Origin of the sequence: Methylomonas koyamae (genome assembly GCF_006483455.1) — a bacterium.
GTDB classification, from domain to species: domain Bacteria; phylum Pseudomonadota; class Gammaproteobacteria; order Methylococcales; family Methylomonadaceae; genus Methylomonas; species Methylomonas koyamae_B.
This window is the reverse complement of record NZ_PPPU01000016.1, coordinates 21907-41073: the sequence shown is the minus strand read 5'-3', so window position 1 is coordinate 41073 and position 19167 is coordinate 21907. Positions and strand designations below refer to the sequence as shown.

The window sequence follows — 19167 nt, the reverse complement described above, 5'->3', positions numbered from 1 at the left end:
TTCGGCGTTGCCTCTACCCATTCTACGACCCATACCCAGCTTACCAACAGTTAGCGGCTAGCTTGGCAACTTCCAGGTTGCCCATTTCGCCGATCAATAAATTGATGGTGTTGCAGATGGCGGAATCCACGGCGGAAATGGCACCATCGCATTGCAGATTGGCGGGGTATTGACCATTGCGGGCTTTTTGCATCACCGTGCCGGCCGAGAGGCTGGTGCTGAAATCGGAAGCGATATTGGCGGAATTCAGTGCGTCGTTGGCCATACTGCTGGCGGTGGTTTGCAAGGAACTGACAAATTGCTGCCTGCTAACGCCTTGGGCTTTCGCCCTGGCCACCTCCGCCGCCACATTCAGGTCCAACATCGCTTGCCTGACGTTCCCTAACAGCGCGGACGAGTAATTAGGGATTTTGCCCGCCAAGTGGCGGAGGTTGCTTGGGCAACTGCCCGCAGTTGAGGTTTTAACCGCGACGTTGCTGATACCGGTGGGGGAAGCCTCATTGCCACTTAATGGCCCCAGCAACTCGGCAGCCTCCGGGCCATTCCATTCTGCAATTAATCGGCTTTTTAATTTTTTGGCCAGTTTAGTGTCACCGGTGTTTTCGAGGTATTTGATGATATTTACCGCCTGAGAAAGCGTCAGCTTTGCTGCCCCCATAAACATTTCACGCCTCCGGCCTGAATATTGATTCGCCTCATCGCTTGTTTCTATAGCGAGTTTCAAATCGTAATCAAACCTATGTTCAAGCGCATCTTTGCCTAAATATCGTTGAAGGAGGGGGTAGGCGCCATTTTCGTCCAATGAGTGTGAGAAGTCGCTACTAAAATCCTTAAAATCAGTAGCGCTATCTGCAAGTGCTTTAGCCAAAGCGATGTTTCGATAACTTTCAAGGTACTTGTTAAGTTGTGCAACAAGTTCAATCATAAGCATCCTTTTCAGACTATAAGTCTCGTTACCCGCTTGAGGAATTAACATTGTCATGACCTCATTGCGGTATCTGTTAACGATTGGCATTAGTTGGGGATAAATGGGAGACTGCTGGTTCCCACGGATAGTAAGGTTGCGTGTAATAAGGTAGCCTGGCTTATAAACGGTAGAATCATGCAAACCCTTTTCTGAAAAAACATATTCCAAGGCATCACTGATGCTTTGAACCGCCTGATCATACTGCTCTGACTCTAAATAGCTTTCTATAAGTTTTTCTTGTTCTATAAACGGCGGAAGATCGGCAGGGTTGATTGCCTTGGCTGTGTTCATGAAACAAACCGATAGCAATAACAGGGTAATAGCGCTTTTGACTGTATTCGAAGTGCGGCGATGCAGACAGCCTTTGCCAGCAGATTGCACGTTCGTGCATGCCGCTACCGCACGATAGGCCAGCGCTAGCCAAGGGCTGCACTTAATCGGGATAATTAATTTGCTTGCTTGCTCGCTTGCTTGCTTGCTTGCTTGAGAACGATTGTCTCATGTTCGATCCTTGACCTTTAAGGTCATTGCGTGTTTTGGGTAAACGACGCAAACCACCGGAAACCGTCAATTGCGTCAGGTTTTGCAATCCGGCCAGCTTGGGTCAAGCTCCGTGATTTTCCGGCCCGGCCTTGCGGCCGGTGTGGCAGTGAGATTTTACCTGATAAAAACTGCGTGACGAAGTTGTACTTTGGGGCAGCATTCAGCCAGCTGCTTGGAGTTCTGGCGCCCACGCTTAGACCTGTCTAGTTCCCAAGCTCCAGCTTGCGAATGCTATCTCGGAAGCATCCACAACCAGACTGGCAGCCGGAGCTGCCAAGACCGGGGTTCCCAAGCCGGAGCTTGGGAACCAGAGCCTAGAGCGCTTAGGCTCTCTCATCATCACCTGCAATCTGAATAATCTGATTCAACCGCTCGCAAACCTGAGCGAACGCATCGCCCGGCAAGGATTTGAGAGGATGCGGTTTGGCCTGGCGCAAACGCCAGTCGAAGGATTTGGGTTGGTGGCAGAGCACATAGCTGGTTTGTCCGGTCTTACGGCCGCCGGCTTTGTCGACAGCCACCGCAAACGGATTGTCGGCATTGTAGGCGGCGGTCGTCATCGGCAGCCCGATCACCAGCGAGGTTTTTTCATTGAAAATGCGCGGCGAAAGCACCAAAAACGGATGGATGTCGCGCATTTCCTGGCCGACCTGAGGATTGCAATCGATCCAGATGATGTCTTGCCGTTCCGGCACCCAAATCGCTGTTTCCTTGCGGGCTACCAACGTTCGGCGCCTATCGCTTGCGTGTTCGCCATCGCCTCGCCACCGTGCCGTTCGGGGTCGAAGCGGGCCAAGCGCTGCTCCAACGTCAAAACTTCTTCGGCCAATGGCGTGATGACTACTTTATCGTCTTCCACGGAAATCCTTACCCGTTGATGGTTGTGCAAATGCGCGGCCTTGGCTATGGCTGCCGGCAGGCGCACACCGAGATTATTGCCCCATTGTTTGATGTCGAGTATAGCTTCGGTCATGGACTGCTCCCAAACGTTTAAACGCAAGTATAAACATGGTCGTGAATTGACGTCAAATCTCTAGTTCCCGAGCTCCGGCTTGAGAATGCTATCTCGGAAGCTCCAGCTTCCTATTCACAATCAGACTGGAAGCTGGAGCTTCCAAGGTCAGGGTTCCCAAGCCGGAGCTTGGGAACCAGAGTCTGCTGCGATCGGGCCGGCAAGTCGGTCAATCCAACTCATCCATCCCCAACGCCCGCATCTCCAAGCCTTCGATCTCCTGCAAGGACTTGCCGGCGATACCCTGCAAATCACCGTACATGCCGACCGTGGCGTGCATGACCCGCTCGATTTGCGCTTCGCGTTTGGCCCATTGCTTGAGGATGGCTTTGCGTTCCTTGTCCAGGTCTTCCTGCATGGTCGAGAAGGCTTCGACGATGGCTTCCACCCGTTGCCGAAAACGCGGGCCGGTCAGGTATTGGTAGACCATCTCGGTCTTGCCGTGTTGGCCTTCGGCGGCGAGGCGGGCCAGGCCGATTTCCAGCAGGGTGTGGCGCAAGATGGTCGCGACCGGCAGCGCGGCGCGCGGGCCGGTGACCCAGACGCCGTCGATGACGTCGAAGGTTTCCACGTCCCTGGGCAGGGCCTGGCTGACGATGACGGCCAGTTCGGCCTTGGCGGCGCGCTGGTCTTCGCGCAGTTTCACCAGCCAGCCGTCGCTCCAGTTTTTGGTGCGTTTGGATTCCCACAAGATACTGCCGGCCGGCGTGCCCGAAGGGCCGGCGACGCGTTGCAACACGTCGCCGCCGAATTCGCCTTTGGCGACCGGTTCGATACTGTCGAACGGGAATTTGGCGCGCAACAGGTTTTCCAGCTCCAGCTCCTGGACTTCGCCTTGCAATTGCTGCGAGCCTTGCTCGGCTTTTTGTTTCAGTTCCTCGATTTTTTGCTGCATCGCGGCGATGGTCTGGTCTTTTTCCAGCACCCGCAGTTTCAGGCCTTCCTCGGCTTCGCGTTTGGCCTGATCGCGGACTTGGCTCAGGTTGTCCTGCACCCGTTTTTCCACGGTCAGTTCCAGTTCGCGCCTAGCGTCGTCGAGTTCGCGCTGCTTTTTGATCAGTTCGGCCTGGGCTTGTTGGGCTTCGGCGAGCTTGGCGTCGCGGACTTTCAATACTTCGGTCAGGTCGGCCAGTTCGCGGTTTTTATGCTCCAGCTCGGCGGCGGCCGCCTGTTTGGCCTTGCGGCTTTCTTCTTCGACGACCCGCTGGCGTTCGGTCTGCAATTGTTTTTCGACCTGCTGTTTGACCTGGTTTTCCAGTTCGCGTAGGCCGTCCTGCAACTGCTGTTGTTGCTGTTTCAGGCCTTGCTCGCGCTGGGCGATGTCGGCGTCTTTTTGTTTGAGCTGTGCTTCGAATTGCTTGCGGGTGGCGGCGATCAGTGGCGCGGCCAGCGATTCGGTCAGCGGCACGGCGGTGCTGCAATTGGGGCAGGTGATGGTAGCTTCGGTCATGGGCGATTTTGCGGATTGGCGGAGGGGGCATGATAAAGCCGAATCGGTGCTGCGTCTAACGCCGAAGCTTGCGATGCGGAGCGCCGCGGCGGGTTAGATCGTTATGCTTACGTTGAGTAATCGGCCCGATGCCTGGCGCATGCTGCCAAGCCGTTTCTTATATTGGCGGAACATTTCACTGTAGCAGTGAATAAATCGGCGTCGATGTTGTGTGGCAAAGCCGACAATGTGAGGTATGACATTGGATTTGCGACTGATTTTAAAAGGGTTTTTATTGGCATAAGGCTTGCTGTCGGCTACTGAGGGCAGCCTGCAACCCTTCGATTGTCCGGCAGTAGGTTTGCTGCAACGGTATTCAAGCCAGCGAAGGGCTGAATTTTAATCGGCGACCCGTTTAATCCCAGCCTTAAATTTTGGAGCAGCCCATGCCAGCGACTTTCGAACTGAAAACCAACGACGACAACCAGTATTTCTTTCATTTTTTAAACGGTAAAGGCGAGCTGATTTTGATGAGCGCCGATTACGGCAACAAGGACGAAGCGCTGGAGGCGATTAAGGAAGTCCGGACCGGCTCGCTGATGAGCCAGCAGATCGCCGCCGGCAAGGTGCCCGAGGGCGATACCTTCTTCGTCATCAAAGATACCAAGGGCGACATCATCGTCAAAAGCGCTTTATACAGCTCGGCCATGGTGTTCGATAACGCGCTGCACACCGTCAAAGACAACGCCTGCGTTGCCGAAATCGTCGATTTGACTGCCTGACGGGGCAGGGCGCGGTGATGCATCGGCTTTATTCAGGTAGCGGAATCGGGTAACGGCACTATGGCACTAGAACTTAAATTAACCAAGGAACTGGCCACGGTTTGCGTCACGGCAAGCGAGTTGGCTGCAATTGAAACGCTGATCAAGGGCGAATTGGCCAAACCCGCCTTCGTCGAGCAACTCGACAAAATAGGCAATTCGATACGCGATTGCTTCGCCGAAACGGTTGCCGTGCTGGCGCCTTGGCTGGAGATAGACAACGAGACCGAGTTTTGCAATCGGTACGATGCTGCCTATGCCGATTACAAAGCCAGCTACCTCGGCATCACCAATCGGCCGCGGCTGACGTCCGAGCGGGCGTATGTGGACTATATGCTGCTGCGGGAATTCAAGGAAACTCAAACCGCATACCCGTTGTTGAAGACGACTTTCGCCCGGTTGGACGAGTTTATCGACAAATGGATCACCAACGATGCCTGGCTGGCGATGACGATCGAGAATTTCGTCAAAATGCTGTACCGGTTTCTGACTGAAATCGCCGAGCTGAAACAGAAAGACCCGACCGATGCTTTTACGCTTTACCGAGCGTTGATGATCGCTTTACACCCGTATTACGCCATGCTGCAAAATTACCGGAAAGTGGTCGAAGAACCGGTTTGAGCAGGATCAAAGCGGAGGGTCATCGACGGGCGTCAGGCTGACCTTGGACTCAATGAATAGGGTTTCTCGACGTAAACGAACAATAAAGCCGATGGCACTAATGTCAGGCAAAACGCTGCCGGCAGAAATACCCAAAATAAACAGGCGTGATCGTTGATCGGCGGATAGGTACGCGTGGCAATCAGGAATATGAATTTTAGCGCCAGCCCGTGCATGAGATAGTATGAATAACTCATATTGCCCAGCCAGCGAATAGGGTCCAAAGAAAACAACCTTGCGCTGAAATTAGGCGGGCTGAAACATTCCAAGCAAAAAATATAAAAAAGAACGAATAGAATCGGGTAGCGCCAATAGTCGTCGATATTTAGTTTTTGCAAGATCGCAACGGAACCGAGCGCCATAATCAGAGCCGGTAGGCCCAGGTATAGCGACTTTCGCAGCGGATAGTGGCTCACCGTTTCGTAAAGCAGTATCCCGGAAATAAACATTAGCAGACGTATATGCCTGGGATAATGGCTGAAGTAAACGAACATTAAAACGCTGACGAACAAAAATAACAGGACCCGAAATTTGTGGGGCCAAGATCTGAGATTGAAGCAAAAAATAACTAAAGGCGTGATTAAATAATAGAAAAATTCGTAACTTAAGGACCAGGCAACGGTTATTATGGGTTGGATGTTGAACAGGCCGGGCAACAATAAGTAGTTTTTAATAACGTAAATCGTACCGTGGACCGGACTGGACGGTATTTTGGATTCGTTTGGAAAAACTATCGACAGCACTAGATAAATAATAAATACGGCGGTAAACGTTGGGTAAATTCTCTGAATTCTCCGCCTGACATAGTTTAATAAAGGCTTTCTTTTTTTAATCAGCATTCCGTAAATCAGGAAGCCGCTCAACACGAAAAATAAGTCGACGCCGATATTGCCTACGCTTTGTAAATAGGCTGCAACCGCGTAAGTGAAACTGCCGGGATTGATCCAGGGTTTTGCCAGCGTCGTGTAATGCACGAGAAAAACCAAAAATACCGCAAAGCCACGAATGCCTTCCATTGAAACGATCGTATTATGGTCGGCGTGGGTAATCTGGAACGGGTTATTGGGCCACTTCATCAGTTCTGTATTAATTGCGACTAGGTTTTCTAAAGATCAGGTCCGCCTATTGTTTGGCTTTATGGGCCAAATCCAATTCAACGGATGCTTCTGACTATAGCAGAAGGGCAGGGGGACGAGAATGCTGTAGCCAAAGGCAGTGCGTCGGCTAGTATTCGGCAAACCCTGGCAAGCTTGCCGGGAGTGATCGATTCGTCAGGCCGAACCGCTGCTATCGGGAATACGCACGGAGAGTATCCGGTTTCGGCAGGAAAGCTGTGGCTGCGGGGAGGCTCGGGCCGGCAGTCTGCCGGCCTGCTGTTGCGGGTTTTCGAGCCTGCTTAGATTTGTTTGACGTTGATATTCAAGGTTTGGATCCGGTAAGCGATTTGCCGCGGCGTCATGTCCAGCAAGCGGGCCGCCTTGGCTTGTACCCAGCCGCTTTGCTCCAGCGCGGCAATCACCCGTTCCCGCTCGTCCATACTCTCGTCGTGCAGATCGATATGCTTGATCGATTGCGGGGTGCGGCTGATGCCGATTTCGTTTTCCAGGCCGGTGCTGGCAATCACGTCGCGGTCGATAGTGCCGTCGGCGCTCATGATTGCGGCGCGCTCCAGCCGGTTTTCCAGTTCGCGGACGTTGCCGGGCCAGTCGTGTTTCATCAGGATGCGGATTGCACTTTCCTTGATTTCCAGCGGCCGGCCGCCTTGTTGTTTGGAGATCCGGTTCAATAAAAAGGCCGACAGTTCCGGGATGTCCTCGATCCGCTCGCGCAACGGCGGCATGTTGATCGGCATGACGTTGAGCCGGTAATACAAGTCCTCGCGGAAATTACCGTCGGCCACTTCCTGCTCCAGGTTGCGGTTGGTCGCGGCGATGATGCGGACGTTGACTTTCAGCGTGCGCACGCCGCCGACCCGTTCGAACTCGCCTTCCTGCAATACTCGCAGCAACTTGGCCTGGAACGACGCCGAGATCTCGCCGATTTCGTCCAGAAACAGCGTGCCGCCGTCGGCCAACTCGAAGCGGCCCTTGCGTTGGCCGATCGCGCCACTGAAGGCGCCTTTTTCATGGCCGAACAATTCCGATTCCAGCAAGGTGTCGGGCAGCGCGGCGCAGTTCAGCTTCAGAAACGGGCCGTTGGCGCAGGCGGAATTGAAATGGATCGAGCTGGCGACCACTTCCTTACCGGTGCCGGATTCGCCGCGGATCAGCACCGTGGTATGCCATTTCGCCACCTGACGAATGATGTCGAACACCTTCAACATCGGTTCGGAGTGGCCGATGATGTTTTCGAAGCGATAGTTTTTGACCAGGGTCTGCTTCAGATAATCGCGTTCATTCAACAGCTCGTTTTGTTTGCGTTCCATCACCCGCAGCATGTTGACGCTATGCGCGATCAGGTTGGCGACCATTTCCATGAAGCGGGCGCGTTCGCCCAGAAACGTGGCGTCGCAGGGCTGGGCGGCCAGAATCCCGACCACTTCGCCTTGTTCCACCGCCAGCGGCGAGCCGATGAAGGGCAGGTCCGGATCGTAAAGCCCCAAGCGGCTCAGGAACCGCGGTTCGTCGGCGATGCGTTCGACTACAATCGTGCTGCCTTCATCCAAAATCGCCCCGACCAGGCCTTCGCCGGGCTGGTAACGTACCGAGCGGTCGATGCCTTCGCCGTATATCTCGCAGATGCCCATGCTGTCGTCTTCGATGTCGCGCAGGGTGATCATGCCGAAGCGCAAGCCGCTACGTTTGTGCAAAATCTCCAGGATGCCTTTGAGTTTGCTGCGTAACTCGTGGGTGCTGTTCAGCAACTGGCTGACCATGTAGAGCGTATCCAGCTCCGATTCGACCAGTAATAATCGTTCAGTCATGGATGCTCACCATGGCGGAATTTTTTTGACAGGGAAAGCCGAGTTTGAAACTGCAGCCGTTTTGGTAATCGGGATCGATTTCGATCATACCGCTGTGCTGATTGACGATTTCCTTGACCATCACCAGACCCATGCCGGCCTGTGCGCTCTTCAGGTTTTGCGAGGTGGTGAAAAACGGCTCGAACACCTTGCTGCGCTGGTTGGCCGGAATCCCCGGCCCGCTGTCGGAAATAGTGACGTTGACCCAGTCGCGGTCGGTCGCCGTCGTGATTTTGATCAGCCGTTCGCGGCTGCCGGCGCGGTTCATCGCATCTACTGCGTTATCGATCAGTTGTTTGAACAGCATGCGCAATTTGTTTTCGGAGCCGAGAACATTGGGCAATACCGGATTCGGCAGCCAGTCGACCACGACGCCGTTGGCCAGGAATTTATTGCTGTGTAACAGCATGACTTCGTGCAGCAGTTGGTTCAGATTGACCGGTACCACCGCCGCTTCCGGGATTTCCGGCACGCAACGTTGCAGCGTTTCCAGGGTTTCTTCGCCCATTTTTTGCACTTGGCCGAGTAATTCGCGTAACGGGCCGTTGCTGGCGTCGTTACGTTGGCCCATGATTTGAATCGCTGCATTGATTTGATTCAAGGGCTGGCGAATTTGGTGCATCGCGCCCAGCAAGGTCTCGCGTATGCTGCGGATATGTTCCTCTTCGGCAAGCAAGGTCCGTAACGACTGAATCTGCAACTTTTCTTGTTGCCGGCGCAAGGTGGTGATGTCGTTGAGCGTCAACAACAAATAATCCTTGGATTGGCGGGCAAAAAAACTGTCGGCGCAGACGTCGTTTTCGATGAACCAGTTGCCGGAGCAGGAAAACCAGCGAGCCCCGCGCAAGCCGCTGCCTTCGATCCGGATTTCCCGGTTGGCGAAACCCTGGTGGCGGTTGATGTCGGCGCTCCACAAGTCGCCCATTTCCTGCTCCAACGCATCCAGAAAAAACAGGGCGGGCTCGTCTTTGTCCAATTCGCTGATCAGCATCTTGTACATTTGGTTGTCCAGTACCACGCGTTTGTCGCTGTCCAGTACCGCCATCGCTACCGGCGAAGCGTTCAATACCGATTCGATCAGTTGCTTCTGGTTGTTGACCTGTTGTTCGGCGTAGTGGGCCTGGGTCACGTCGCGGTGCATGCCGATGTAATGGCTGATCGCGCCTCTTTCGTCCAGCATCGGTGCGATGGTCAAATCGGCCAGATAACGTTGTCCCATCTTTTGCCGGTTGACTAATTGCCCATGCCAGACCTGTTTACGGGATATGGTGTGCCACAAGTCGTAATAGATTTGTCTGGGGGTGGACTTGTCGGACAGTTGCGATTCGTTTTTACCGAGAATTTCCGCCGCGTTGTAGCCGGTCACTTCGGTGAATGCGTCGTTGATATAAAGAATGTTGGCTTTCTTGTCGGTAATCGAAATCGCCACCGGCGCCTGCTCGACGGCCTTAACGAACAACGAAAACGGCAGCGTTTTGCTCGGCGTTTTGGCAACGGCTACTGCCGGACTGCTTCCGGGCGCGGCCGTTAGCAGTTCGGCGGTTTCGCTATCGATCTGGCTTTGCAGAAAGTCTGGAGTCGATTTGCTCATGCGCATAGATCTCGTCTGATTGATGAAGTCCACAAAACACATGCAATTTGGGCGCCAAATACGAATTTGCCTGCCTACGCTCGATAAATCCTGACGATTTGTGCGGTTTGCGACAATTTTAAACCCGGTTGTTTTGCCTCTGTGTTTTTTGACACAGAAATTTGTGGGGCCGATTTTGCGGTTTTTGCACTAAAACGGTGAGCTGACGGGCCTTTGCAGCGTTGGCACAATTGATGCTGATTACATTGCAAAACACCAGGTTTAAGGCGATGAGCGAATACTTACTTCTGATATTGGGTACGGCGTTGGTCAATAACGTCGTGCTGGTCAAGTTTCTCGGATTATGCCCGTTCATGGGCGTGTCCAATAAGCTCGACACGGCACTGGGTATGGGTTTGGCAACCACCTTCGTGTTGACGCTGGCATCCGCCGCCAGCTGGGTGTTGGAACACCGCTTGCTGATACCGTTCGATATCGGCTTTTTGCGGGTGCTGGGATTTATATTGGTGATCGCCGCCGTGGTGCAATTTACCGAAATGGTGATTCATAAAACCAGCCCGGTCATGTACCAGGTGCTGGGGATTTTCTTACCGCTGATTACGACGAATTGCGCGGTGCTGGGTGTGGCCTTGCTCAACATCCAGGAGAAATACGATTTCGTGCAAAGCCTGCTGTTCGGCTTTGGCTCGGCAATGGGTTTTACCCTGGTGATGGTGCTCTTCGCCGGTCTGCGTGAACGCTTGGCGCTCATGGCGGTACCGGCGCTTTTTTCGGGGACGCCTATCGCTTTTATTACCGCCGGCATTTTATCGCTGGCATTTATGGGGTTTGCGGGTCTTTATACTAAATAAGAGGCGCATTATGTACGTACTGTCCGCCATCGTTGTTCTGACTGCACTGGGACTGTTACTGGGGCTGGCGCTGGGGATTGCCGGAAAGTATTTGAAAGTAGAGGCCGATCCGCTGATCGAAAAAGTGGAGGCGTTGATGCCCGGTTCGCAATGCGGACAGTGCGGTTATCCGGGCTGCCGGCCCGCGGCTGAAGCGGTGGTATCGGGCGCGGCGCCGGTGACTTTGTGCCCGCCGGGGGGAACGTCGCTGGTGGAGCAACTGGCCAAGTTGCTGGGCGTGGAAGTCGATTTGAGCCAGACTCAGGACCAGGAGCCGATGGTGGCCCGGGTGAGCGAGGAAACCTGCACCGGCTGCACCCGCTGCTTCAAAGTCTGCCCGACCGATGCGATCGTCGGCGCGCCGAAACAAATCCATGCCGTGGTTGCCGATGCCTGCATCGGTTGCAAAAAATGCGTCGAAGTCTGCCCAACCGAATGTTTGCAAATGTATCCGATCGAAGTGACCCTGCGCAATTGGCGCTGGCCTAAACCGCTGGCGGCCTGACGGAGAAGCCTATGCTCGCATTGTTCGAAAATCCCCGTTTGCGCGGCGGTATTCACGCCGAAGAACACAAAACCGAGACCTCGGCGCTACCGATTGCGACCGATTTTCCGTTGCCGAAGAAACTGTATATTCCGGTGCAGCAGCATGTGGGCAAGCCGGCCGAGCCGTTGGTCATGGTCGGTGACAAGGTGTTGAAAGGCCAATTGCTGGCGTACAGTCAAGGCACGATTTCGGCGCCGGTACATGCGCCAACCTCCGGCACCATTGTCGATGTCAAAGACTTTCCGGCGCCGCACCCGTCGGCCTTGCCGATCCGCACCGTCGTGTTGGAAAGCGACGGACTCGAACAATGGGCGGAGTTGAACGTCGCAGAAGACCCGTTTCAGCTCGATCCGGAAGAAATCTGCCTGCGGGTCGGTGCGGCCGGCGTGGTTGGTCTGGGCGGCGCGGTATTCCCGTCGGCGGTGAAATTGAGTCTGGGCCGGAAGAACAAAATCCATACCCTGCTGATCAACGCCGGCGAATGCGAACCCTATCTGACTTGCGACGACCGCTTGATGCAGGAGCGGGCGGCGGAAATAGTGGCCGGCATCCGGCTGATGTTGCGCGGGATGGATGCGCCCAAAGCCTTGGTCGGGATCGAAGACAACAAGCCGGAAGCCTTTGCGGCGATGCGCGAGGCCAGCCGCGACTTCGCCAATATCGTCGTCTCGCAAGTGCCTACCCGCTATCCGATGGGCTGGGATCGGCAAATGCTGCGCTATCTGACCGGCCAGGAGATTCCGGCCGACGGCCGCGCCACCGACATCGGCGTCGTAGTGCATAACGTTGCCACCGCGTACGCGGTTTATAAAGCCGTTTGTTTGGGCCAGCCCTTGATTAGCCGGGTGGTGACGGTGTCCGGCGCGGCGGTCGCGCAGCCGCAGAATGTCGAAGTGCCGATCGGTACCCTGATGTCGGAAGTATTGGCCTATTGCGGCCTGGACAAAGCCAAAATGGCGCGGCTGGTCATGGGCGGGCCGATGATGGGCGACGCATTGCCGATCGCCGAGGTGCCGGTGGTCAAGGCCTGCAACGGAATTCTGGCATTGTCGCAAGCCGATATCGAAGAGCCGGAGGTGCAACCGTGCATTCGGTGCTCGAGTTGCGTGACGGCCTGTCCGGTCGGTTTGTTGCCGTTGGAGATGGCCAGCCGGATCAAGGTCAACCAACTCGATGCGGCGGTGGATTTGGGTCTGAAGGATTGCATCAGTTGCGGTAGTTGTTCTTACGTCTGTCCCTCTAACATTCCGTTGGTGCACTACTTCAAGTTTGCGTCCGGCGAACTGGTCAAGCGCCAACAAGCCGAGCATAAAGCCGAGCAAACCAAGCGTTTGATCGAAGACCGCAACAACCGGATGGAACGCATTCGCTTGGAAGCCGAAGCCGAAGCCGAGCGCGCCGCCGAAGCCCGTGCCGCCAGATTGGCCGCCCAGCAGCAGGCGCAGCAAGCTAAAGCCGAAGGTACCGAAAAAACCGCGCCGGGCGTCGCCGCCGAGGAGACCGCATGAGCAGCAAACCGATCAGCGGGCCGCACGTTGTGGCCACCCGCCGCGTAGACCAGATCATGTGGCTGGTGATTAAGGCCATGGCGCCAGCGATCGCCTGCGGCATATTTCTGTTCGGTTGGCCGGCCCTTTACTTACTGGCGACGACCGTAGCCGCGGCACTCTTGTTCGAAGCGTTCAGTTTGAAACTGAAGGGCGTTGCCGCCACGCCGTTTTTGCGCGACGGTTCTGCCATTGTCACCGGTTTGCTGGTGGCCATGACCTTACCGCCCTGGGCGCCGTGGTGGATAGGCGTGGTCGGCGCGGCCATCGCGATCGTGCTGGGTAAGCACGTCTACGGCGGCTTGGGCCAAAATCTGTTCAACCCGGCCATGCTGGCGCGGGTGGCCTTACTGATTTCGTTTCCGATCGAGATGACGACCTGGGCCAACGTGTCGCCGTTGTTCACAGGTCCGGGGATGATCGATAGTTTGGGTATCACCTTCGGCGGCTTGCAAAATGCCGATGCCATGACCGGCGCCACCACCTTGGGTTACGTCAAAACCGAATTCTCCCAAGGCCGGTTGTTGCCCGGCAGTTTGTTGGATTATTCCGGTTTTCTGGCTTTTTTAGGCTGGGAGCGCGGCAGTCTGGGCGAAACCTCGTCGCTGCTACTTTTGGCGGGCGGCATCTGGCTGATGCGGCAGGGCGTAATCAAATGGCATATTCCGGTATCGCTGTTGCTGAGCATTTTTCTGTTGTCGAGTCTGTTTCATTTACTGGATAGCCAGCACTATCTGGGGCCCTGGGTGCATTTGAATTCCGGTGCGGTGATGTTAGTGGCGTTTTTTATCGCCACCGACTACGTCACGTCACCGAATACGCCGTTGGGCCAAATTATTTTCGGTGCCGGTTGCGGCATGTTGATTTACGTGATCCGCACCTGGGGCGGCTATCCGGAAGGTACCGGCTTTGCAATCTTGTTGATGAACGCCGTGACGCCGTTGATCGACCATTACATCCGTCCGCGGATCTACGGCCGTTACCGTAACGGCAAACCGCTCGATATTTCCAGCTCCTGAGGCCGGCCATGAGTTCCGAACCCGCAAAACCTCAAACCGGGCTCAAAGCCGGCGAATTTTTAGAATCGGCGCGGCAACGTTGGGCTTGGTTCAGGCAAAAACTGGCGATTTGGCTGGAACCCGATAATTTGCAGCAATTAAGGCCGCAAGTTAAATTTCAGGCCGGCGTGTTGGCCGGGTTTGCGCTGTTGGCTGCGATTCTGTTGGGCGTTGCCGACCTGGCGACCCGCGGCGTGATCGAATTGCGCTTGCGCGAAGATTTGCAGGCCAATCTGGCCCAGGTAGTGCCGGCCGAATTGCACGATAACGATCTGCTGCAGGACAGCGTGATGCTGGATGCCCGCGACAACAATCTGGGAAGCGAGCAAATCGAGGTGTATTTAGCCAAGCAAGCCGGGATGGTCAATGCGGTATGTTTCAAATTCGTGGCGCCGGACGGCTATGCCGGGCCGATTACTCTGGTGATGGGCGTCGACCGCAACGGCGAAATTCTCGGCGTACGGGTCATTTCTCACGTCGAAACGCCCGGTCTGGGCGACAAGATCGAAGTCACCAAATCGAAATGGGTGTTAGGGTTCAACGGCAAATCGCTGGATAACCTGAGCGTCGAACAATGGGCCGTGAAGAAAGACGGCGGCGTGTTCGACCAATTCAGCGGCGCGACCATCACGCCGCGCAAAGTGGTGCAGGCCATCAAGCGCGGTTTGGACTTTTACAAGTCGCACCAGGCGGAATTGCTGGGTGCCGGTTAACCGTCGGTTAGCAAGCTCACTGAGCAGCGACTGCGTTGGCGCCGCCGATAGCACACGAATCGCAACCAAGTTTTTATAAGGGAGCATAGCTGTCATGAATCTGTCGATTCTATTCTCTGCACAATACCGAACAATCGCCCGCGACGGCTTGTGGGACAACAATGTGGTTTTGACCCAAAATCTGGCGCTGTGTCCGCTATTGGCCGTGACTGGAACCGCAACCAACGGTTTGGGCATGGGCTTGGCAACGATGGTGGTGATGGTGGCTTCCAACGCCGCGGTTTCGGTCAGCCGGCATTTGATCCCGTCGGAAATTAGGATTCCGATTTTCGTGCTGCTGATTGCGGCGCTGGTGACGCTGGTCGATATTTTTCTGAATGCCTGGATGCACGAGTTGCATAAGGTGTTGGGCTTGTTCATCCCGTTGATCGTGACCAACTGCGTGATTCTCGGCCGCGCCGAAGCCTTCGCTTCCAAGCAGCCGGTGATGCCGTCGATGTGGGACGGTCTGATGATGGGTGTCGGCTTTACCGGGGCGATGGTGGTGTTGGGGGCGATGCGCGAGATTAGTTCGACCGGTACTTTATTTGCCAACGCTTCGGTTCTGCTTGGCGAAAGCTTTCGCTTTCTGGAGACCGTGTTGATACCGGAATACAAAGGTTTCTTACTAATGGCGTTGCCGCCGGGCGGCTTTATCATGCTTGGGTTCATGGTGGCCTTGAAGCGGTTGTTGGATCGCAGAATTGCGCTCAAGCCGGCCCCGCTAGTGGAGGCGGCGGTGGAGGTGGTTGACGAGGATGCGGTCGCGGTGGAATAACAGGAGTCGAAGATGAACGTAGGGGTATGTTACGCACAGGCCGATCGGCAAATTTGGTTGCGTCTGGAAGTGCCTGACGGCAGCACCATCGCCGATGCGATCCAGTTGTCCGGCGTGTTGAAGCAAATTCCGGAGATCGATCTGGAAACGCAAAAGGTCGGTATTTTCGGTAAACTAGCCAAGCTGGATGCTCCGGTCAAAGAGGGCGACCGGGTGGAAATCTACCGTAAAATCACCGCCGATCCCACTCAAGTTCAACGGCGACGAGTGGCATAAGCGATGTATGTCTGCATTTGCAAAGCGGTGACCGATAGCCAGCTCGATGCCGCAATCGCCAGAGGGTTGTGTTCGCGCAAGCAGCTGTTCCATTGTTTCGGCGTGGGCGGCGACTGCGGCAAATGCAACAAGGATATTGCCCGAATCTTGACCGATAAATCCGCCGGACCTTTGCAGCAGACGGCGAATCGTCGGCACTGACCAAACCACATTACCCAGGAGATTAGACATGCAAGGCGACAAGAAAGTTATCGAGTATCTGAACAAGGTATTGGAAAACGAATTAACCGCGATCAACCAGTATTTTTTGCATGCCCGGATGTTTAAAAACTGGGGTTTGCACAAGCTCAACGAAAAGGAATACCACGAGTCGATCGACGAAATGAAACACGCCGACAAGCTGATCGAGCGGGTGTTGTTTTTGGAAGGTTTGCCCAATCTGCAAAGCCTGGGCCGCTTGATGATAGGCGAAAATCCGCGGGAAATGCTGGAATGCGACCTTAAGTTGGAATTGCTGGCGTTGCCGCTGTTGAAAGAAGCGATCGCTTACTGCGAATCGGTCAACGACTATATCTCCCGCGAAGTATTGGAGCACATCCTGGAAAGCGAGGAAGAACACGTTGACTGGCTGGAAACCCAGTTGGATTTGATCGAAAAAATCGGCTTGCAAAACTATTTGCAGTCGCAAATGTAACCCACCTTTCGCAAACAGCGGTCGCGCCGAGAATACCTTTGGCGGCGCGACCGCCGTTTCTCGCGCGTGTTTCCAACTTCCTGTCTTTAATTCAATAGTCGCGCCGGCGGCGAAATATCAGCTCGCTTGCCGACAGGGCCGGCGAAGGTACTTCAGCGAATATTTTCCGCGCCTCGCCACCACTTTCCGCTTATGGGTTATGCTTAATCCGATTGCTGGGAGCGGCCTTGGGCTGGTTGATACGGTCGTATCCCGCCGTTGCCGTCTAGCGGCGTGAGGTTGCCGATTTTTCTATCAAAACTGCCGGAATGGAGCGTATGCCGCAAAATGCTTTTACCCTGGAATCCTTGCTGGAAACACACGACTTGCCGCTGGTTATCGTCGATGCCGGTTTGAATGTGGTAGCCGTCAACCGGGCTTGGGAATTGGGGTTCGGCGCTTCCCGGCAGAGTCGGGTAGGTAAACCGTGCTGTCCGGACAACAGCGATTGCCGGCACCGGAAAATGTTCAGAACCTTGGAATCGTATGCGGGGGTCTATCCCGATTACAGTAATCCAGAGGCGCCGTCCTCGTTAAATGTACGCGGTTTTCCGCTGTTGGATGCCGATGCCACGCTGTATCTGGGGGAAGTGCAGACACCATTGCACAAAGGCCCGTCTGTAGAATCTGAGACCTTGATGGTAGGTAAGTCGCCAGCCTTTGCCGAGTTTAAAACCCGGTTATGCCAGGCTGCCGATACTCAAGCTGCCGTGATGCTGCTTGGCGAGACCGGAACCGGCAAAGAGTTGGCCGCCGAGTTTGTCCACCGGAACTCTAAGCAGGCGAATGGCGAATTCGTGATTGTCGATTGCACCATCCTGGGTGAAGACTTGTTCGAAAGCGAGTTGTTCGGCCATGAAAAAGGCGCGTTTACCGGCGCCACCGCGGCGAAGAAAGGCCTATTCGAATTGGCGGACAATGGCACTTTGTTTTTCGACGAGATCGGCGATTTGCCGTTGTCGCAACAACCCAAGTTGTTACGGGCCTTGGAAAGCGGTCAATTTCGTCGTGTGGGCGGTACCACGATGCAAAAAGCGAAAGTCAGAGTGGTTTGTGCAACCCATCGGAATTTGGCGGAAATGGTCAAAAACGGCCGGTTTCGCGAGGACTTATTCTACCGGTTGTCGGTGTTTCCGGTGGGAACGCCGCCGTTACGCCAGCGCAAGCAAGACCTGCCGATATTGATCGACCATTTCCTGGGGCAACTCGCGGTGGGAGATGGGCGTTACAGCCTGACGCAAGCGGCGTTGGTCAAGTTGATCCAATACGATTGGCCGGGGAATATCCGCGAGTTGCGCAATTGTCTACAACTGGCCGCCGGTTTGTGTAAGGAACACAAGATTCAAGACACCGACATTCACTTTATGCAGCGTCCGGCCGAGATCGCTGAAACCGGAAACGGCGTTGCCGAGCAACGCGAGCCAACAGCCCTGACCGGCTTGGCGCAGTACGAGGCGGAATTTATCGGCAGTCTGATGAAAAAATATCAGGGCAACCGCAAGCTGATAGCGGCCGAAATGAATATCAGTGAACGAACGCTTTACCGGAAATTGAACCGGCTGCACTTGAACTAGGCCACGGGACGCGATGATGGAATCCAATTTGATCAACTGGACGCTGGACAACATCGGTAACCAGCAACGTAACGGTTTCACGCCGCCGCGGGATATGCGGGAAATGATTGCCCAGATCAAAGCGTTGCCGCCGTTGCCGGGCAGCGCAATGCGCATATTGAATCTGATTGGCGATCCGCATGCCGATGTCGCCAAATTGGCTGAAATCATTGAGCTGGACCCGCTATTGACGGCGCAAATCATCCGTTGGGCCAGTTCTTCGTTGTACGGCTACCGCGGCAAGATCACGACCGTACACGACGCGATTAGCCGGGTTCTGGGATTTAATTTCGTCCTGGATCTGGCGCTGGGCCTGGCGGTGCTGGCGCCGCTGAAATCGCCGAAGGAAGGGCAGATCGGGACCCGGATGTTCTGGACTCACGCCTTGGCCAGTACCCGGTTGATGCCGCAATTGGCGGCGGCGATGCCGGAGTCGATGCGGCCGAGTTCCCAGGAGTTGTTTCTGGCCGGTTTGATGCACAACATCGGCTTTCCGTTGTTGGGGCATCGGTTCCCTGACGAATTCAACTATCTGAGCGGCCTGATCAACGCAAATCCGAATTTGGCGATCTTTAACCTGGAAAATTTCGCGTTCGGTTTGAATCACACCGAAATCGGCGCTTGGTTAATGAATGTCTGGTCGATGCCGCGCACAATCACCGATATCGTTTATCACCACCACAACCCTTGTTATCGGGGTGAGCATCACGTGCTGAATTTGCTGACTTTTTACAGCGATTGTCTGTTGGGCAAGTTGGGTATAGGCGATGCCGCGAATCAGGCTTGTCCCGACGACGTGCCGACGCTGTTGGGCTTGGACGAGGCGGCCTGCGAACGCATTCTCGACAGCCAAAATGACGAGATCAGTTATATTCTGGCAACGGCCGAACAGTTGACGGACTGAGCACTGCTGCTAAAGGCAAGCGGCGTTGAATCCCGGTTACGCTTGGTGTGATTACGATTCGATCCCGCCCCCGGATTCCGAGGG

At 55.0% G+C, this 19167-nt stretch carries 20 protein-coding genes and 1 riboswitch; of the genes, 13 read left to right on the top strand and 7 right to left on the bottom strand.

Annotated features, from left to right (window positions below):
- Positions 1–40 precede the first annotated feature (40 nt).
- From C2U68_RS09375 to C2U68_RS09360, 4 genes are all read right to left on the bottom strand, one after another.
- On the bottom strand, positions 41–1258 hold the full coding sequence (locus tag C2U68_RS09375) for a hypothetical protein (protein ID WP_140912227.1): 1218 nt from the start codon (positions 1256–1258) through the stop codon (positions 41–43).
- A gap of 290 nt (positions 1259–1548) precedes the next feature.
- A riboswitch (cyclic di-GMP riboswitch) is annotated at positions 1549–1625 on the bottom strand.
- 208 nt (positions 1626–1833) lie between these two features.
- Positions 1834–2235 (bottom strand): type II toxin-antitoxin system PemK/MazF family toxin, encoded by a 402-nt coding sequence (locus tag C2U68_RS09370; protein ID WP_140912226.1) that lies wholly within the window; start codon positions 2233–2235, stop codon positions 1834–1836.
- Positions 2229–2483 (bottom strand): AbrB/MazE/SpoVT family DNA-binding domain-containing protein, encoded by a 255-nt coding sequence (locus tag C2U68_RS09365; RefSeq protein WP_140912225.1) that lies wholly within the window; start codon positions 2481–2483, stop codon positions 2229–2231. Before C2U68_RS09365 ends, C2U68_RS09370 begins: the two co-directional genes overlap by 7 nt.
- 208 nt (positions 2484–2691) lie before the next feature.
- Positions 2692–3972 carry a DUF2130 domain-containing protein gene (locus C2U68_RS09360; protein WP_140912224.1) on the bottom strand — a complete coding sequence of 427 codons (1281 nt, stop codon included), beginning with the start codon at positions 3970–3972 and terminating at the stop codon, positions 2692–2694.
- A 425-nt stretch (positions 3973–4397) separates the two neighbouring features.
- Here C2U68_RS09360 and C2U68_RS09355 point away from each other — a divergent pair, with 425 nt between their 5' ends.
- Both C2U68_RS09355 and C2U68_RS09350 read left to right on the top strand, forming a co-directional pair.
- Complete coding sequence (locus C2U68_RS09355; RefSeq protein WP_140912223.1) at positions 4398–4733, top strand: DUF1508 domain-containing protein; 336 nt, start codon at positions 4398–4400, stop codon at positions 4731–4733.
- A gap of 60 nt (positions 4734–4793) precedes the next feature.
- The gene (locus C2U68_RS09350) at positions 4794–5393 is read left to right on the top strand and encodes a hypothetical protein (RefSeq protein ID WP_140912222.1); all 600 of its coding nucleotides are present in this window, start codon (positions 4794–4796) and stop codon (positions 5391–5393) included.
- Positions 5394–5425: 32 nt separating this feature from the next.
- Here C2U68_RS09350 and C2U68_RS09345 read toward each other — a convergent pair whose 3' ends face one another.
- From C2U68_RS09345 to nifL, 3 genes are all read right to left on the bottom strand, one after another.
- Positions 5426–6508 (bottom strand): acyltransferase family protein, encoded by a 1083-nt coding sequence (locus C2U68_RS09345; protein WP_140912221.1) that lies wholly within the window; start codon positions 6506–6508, stop codon positions 5426–5428.
- A gap of 320 nt (positions 6509–6828) precedes the next feature.
- Complete coding sequence (gene nifA, locus C2U68_RS09340; protein WP_140912220.1) at positions 6829–8355, bottom strand: nif-specific transcriptional activator NifA; 1527 nt, start codon at positions 8353–8355, stop codon at positions 6829–6831.
- Positions 8348–9985: a nitrogen fixation negative regulator NifL gene (gene nifL / locus C2U68_RS09335; RefSeq protein WP_140912219.1), complete on the bottom strand. Its 1638-nt coding sequence runs from the start codon at positions 9983–9985 to the stop codon at positions 8348–8350. The genes nifA and nifL overlap by 8 nt, the downstream gene beginning before the upstream one ends.
- A 269-nt stretch (positions 9986–10254) precedes the next feature.
- Here nifL and rsxA point away from each other — a divergent pair, with 269 nt between their 5' ends.
- From rsxA to C2U68_RS09280, 11 genes are all read left to right on the top strand, one after another.
- Positions 10255–10836: an electron transport complex subunit RsxA gene (gene rsxA, locus C2U68_RS09330; protein WP_064023544.1), complete on the top strand. Its 582-nt coding sequence runs from the start codon at positions 10255–10257 to the stop codon at positions 10834–10836.
- Positions 10837–10846: 10 nt separating this feature from the next.
- Positions 10847–11380: an electron transport complex subunit RsxB gene (gene rsxB, locus C2U68_RS09325; protein WP_140912218.1), complete on the top strand. Its 534-nt coding sequence runs from the start codon at positions 10847–10849 to the stop codon at positions 11378–11380.
- Between the two features lie 11 nt (positions 11381–11391).
- The gene (gene rsxC, locus C2U68_RS09320) at positions 11392–12930 is read left to right on the top strand and encodes an electron transport complex subunit RsxC (protein WP_140912217.1); all 1539 of its coding nucleotides are present in this window, start codon (positions 11392–11394) and stop codon (positions 12928–12930) included.
- The gene (locus C2U68_RS09315) at positions 12927–13988 is read left to right on the top strand and encodes an RnfABCDGE type electron transport complex subunit D (protein ID WP_140912216.1); all 1062 of its coding nucleotides are present in this window, start codon (positions 12927–12929) and stop codon (positions 13986–13988) included. Before rsxC ends, C2U68_RS09315 begins: the two co-directional genes overlap by 4 nt.
- 8 nt (positions 13989–13996) lie before the next feature.
- Positions 13997–14740 (top strand): electron transport complex subunit RsxG, encoded by a 744-nt coding sequence (gene rsxG / locus C2U68_RS09310; RefSeq protein ID WP_140912215.1) that lies wholly within the window; start codon positions 13997–13999, stop codon positions 14738–14740.
- Positions 14741–14834: 94 nt separating this feature from the next.
- On the top strand, positions 14835–15557 hold the full coding sequence (locus C2U68_RS09305; protein ID WP_140912214.1) for an electron transport complex subunit E: 723 nt from the start codon (positions 14835–14837) through the stop codon (positions 15555–15557).
- 12 nt (positions 15558–15569) lie between these two features.
- Positions 15570–15833: an RnfH family protein gene (locus C2U68_RS09300; protein WP_140912213.1), complete on the top strand. Its 264-nt coding sequence runs from the start codon at positions 15570–15572 to the stop codon at positions 15831–15833.
- A gap of 3 nt (positions 15834–15836) precedes the next feature.
- Positions 15837–16034, top strand: a complete 198-nt coding sequence (locus C2U68_RS09295) for a bacterioferritin-associated ferredoxin (protein ID WP_140912212.1) — start codon at positions 15837–15839, stop codon at positions 16032–16034.
- Positions 16035–16062: 28 nt separating this feature from the next.
- Complete coding sequence (bfr, locus tag C2U68_RS09290; RefSeq protein WP_140912211.1) at positions 16063–16527, top strand: bacterioferritin; 465 nt, start codon at positions 16063–16065, stop codon at positions 16525–16527.
- A gap of 317 nt (positions 16528–16844) precedes the next feature.
- Positions 16845–18140 (top strand): sigma-54 interaction domain-containing protein, encoded by a 1296-nt coding sequence (locus tag C2U68_RS09285; protein ID WP_140912210.1) that lies wholly within the window; start codon positions 16845–16847, stop codon positions 18138–18140.
- 13 nt (positions 18141–18153) lie between these two features.
- Positions 18154–19083 carry an HDOD domain-containing protein gene (locus C2U68_RS09280; protein ID WP_140912209.1) on the top strand — a complete coding sequence of 310 codons (930 nt, stop codon included), beginning with the start codon at positions 18154–18156 and terminating at the stop codon, positions 19081–19083.
- Positions 19084–19167 lie beyond the last annotated feature (84 nt).

What these genes read in the sequence shown, in the direction of transcription:
- C2U68_RS09375 (WP_140912227.1), bottom strand. Translation starts at nt 1,258, where the DNA reads ATGAACACAGCCAAGGCAATCAACCCTGCCGATCTTCCGCCGTTTATA.
- C2U68_RS09365 (WP_140912225.1), bottom strand. Translation starts at nt 2,483, where the DNA reads ATGACCGAAGCTATACTCGACATCAAACAATGGGGCAATAATCTCGGT.
- C2U68_RS09360 (WP_140912224.1), bottom strand. Translation starts at nt 3,972, where the DNA reads ATGACCGAAGCTACCATCACCTGCCCCAATTGCAGCACCGCCGTGCCG.
- C2U68_RS09355 (WP_140912223.1), top strand. Translation starts at nt 4,398, where the DNA reads ATGCCAGCGACTTTCGAACTGAAAACCAACGACGACAACCAGTATTTC.
- C2U68_RS09350 (WP_140912222.1), top strand. Translation starts at nt 4,794, where the DNA reads ATGGCACTAGAACTTAAATTAACCAAGGAACTGGCCACGGTTTGCGTC.
- C2U68_RS09345 (WP_140912221.1), bottom strand. Translation starts at nt 6,508, where the DNA reads ATGAAGTGGCCCAATAACCCGTTCCAGATTACCCACGCCGACCATAAT.
- nifA (WP_140912220.1), bottom strand. Translation starts at nt 8,355, where the DNA reads ATGACTGAACGATTATTACTGGTCGAATCGGAGCTGGATACGCTCTAC.
- nifL (WP_140912219.1), bottom strand. Translation starts at nt 9,985, where the DNA reads ATGAGCAAATCGACTCCAGACTTTCTGCAAAGCCAGATCGATAGCGAA.
- rsxA (WP_064023544.1), top strand. Translation starts at nt 10,255, where the DNA reads ATGAGCGAATACTTACTTCTGATATTGGGTACGGCGTTGGTCAATAAC.
- rsxB (WP_140912218.1), top strand. Translation starts at nt 10,847, where the DNA reads ATGTACGTACTGTCCGCCATCGTTGTTCTGACTGCACTGGGACTGTTA.
- rsxC (WP_140912217.1), top strand. Translation starts at nt 11,392, where the DNA reads ATGCTCGCATTGTTCGAAAATCCCCGTTTGCGCGGCGGTATTCACGCC.
- C2U68_RS09315 (WP_140912216.1), top strand. Translation starts at nt 12,927, where the DNA reads ATGAGCAGCAAACCGATCAGCGGGCCGCACGTTGTGGCCACCCGCCGC.
- rsxG (WP_140912215.1), top strand. Translation starts at nt 13,997, where the DNA reads ATGAGTTCCGAACCCGCAAAACCTCAAACCGGGCTCAAAGCCGGCGAA.
- C2U68_RS09305 (WP_140912214.1), top strand. Translation starts at nt 14,835, where the DNA reads ATGAATCTGTCGATTCTATTCTCTGCACAATACCGAACAATCGCCCGC.
- C2U68_RS09300 (WP_140912213.1), top strand. Translation starts at nt 15,570, where the DNA reads ATGAACGTAGGGGTATGTTACGCACAGGCCGATCGGCAAATTTGGTTG.
- C2U68_RS09295 (WP_140912212.1), top strand. Translation starts at nt 15,837, where the DNA reads ATGTATGTCTGCATTTGCAAAGCGGTGACCGATAGCCAGCTCGATGCC.
- bfr (WP_140912211.1), top strand. Translation starts at nt 16,063, where the DNA reads ATGCAAGGCGACAAGAAAGTTATCGAGTATCTGAACAAGGTATTGGAA.
- C2U68_RS09285 (WP_140912210.1), top strand. Translation starts at nt 16,845, where the DNA reads ATGCCGCAAAATGCTTTTACCCTGGAATCCTTGCTGGAAACACACGAC.
- C2U68_RS09280 (WP_140912209.1), top strand. Translation starts at nt 18,154, where the DNA reads ATGATGGAATCCAATTTGATCAACTGGACGCTGGACAACATCGGTAAC.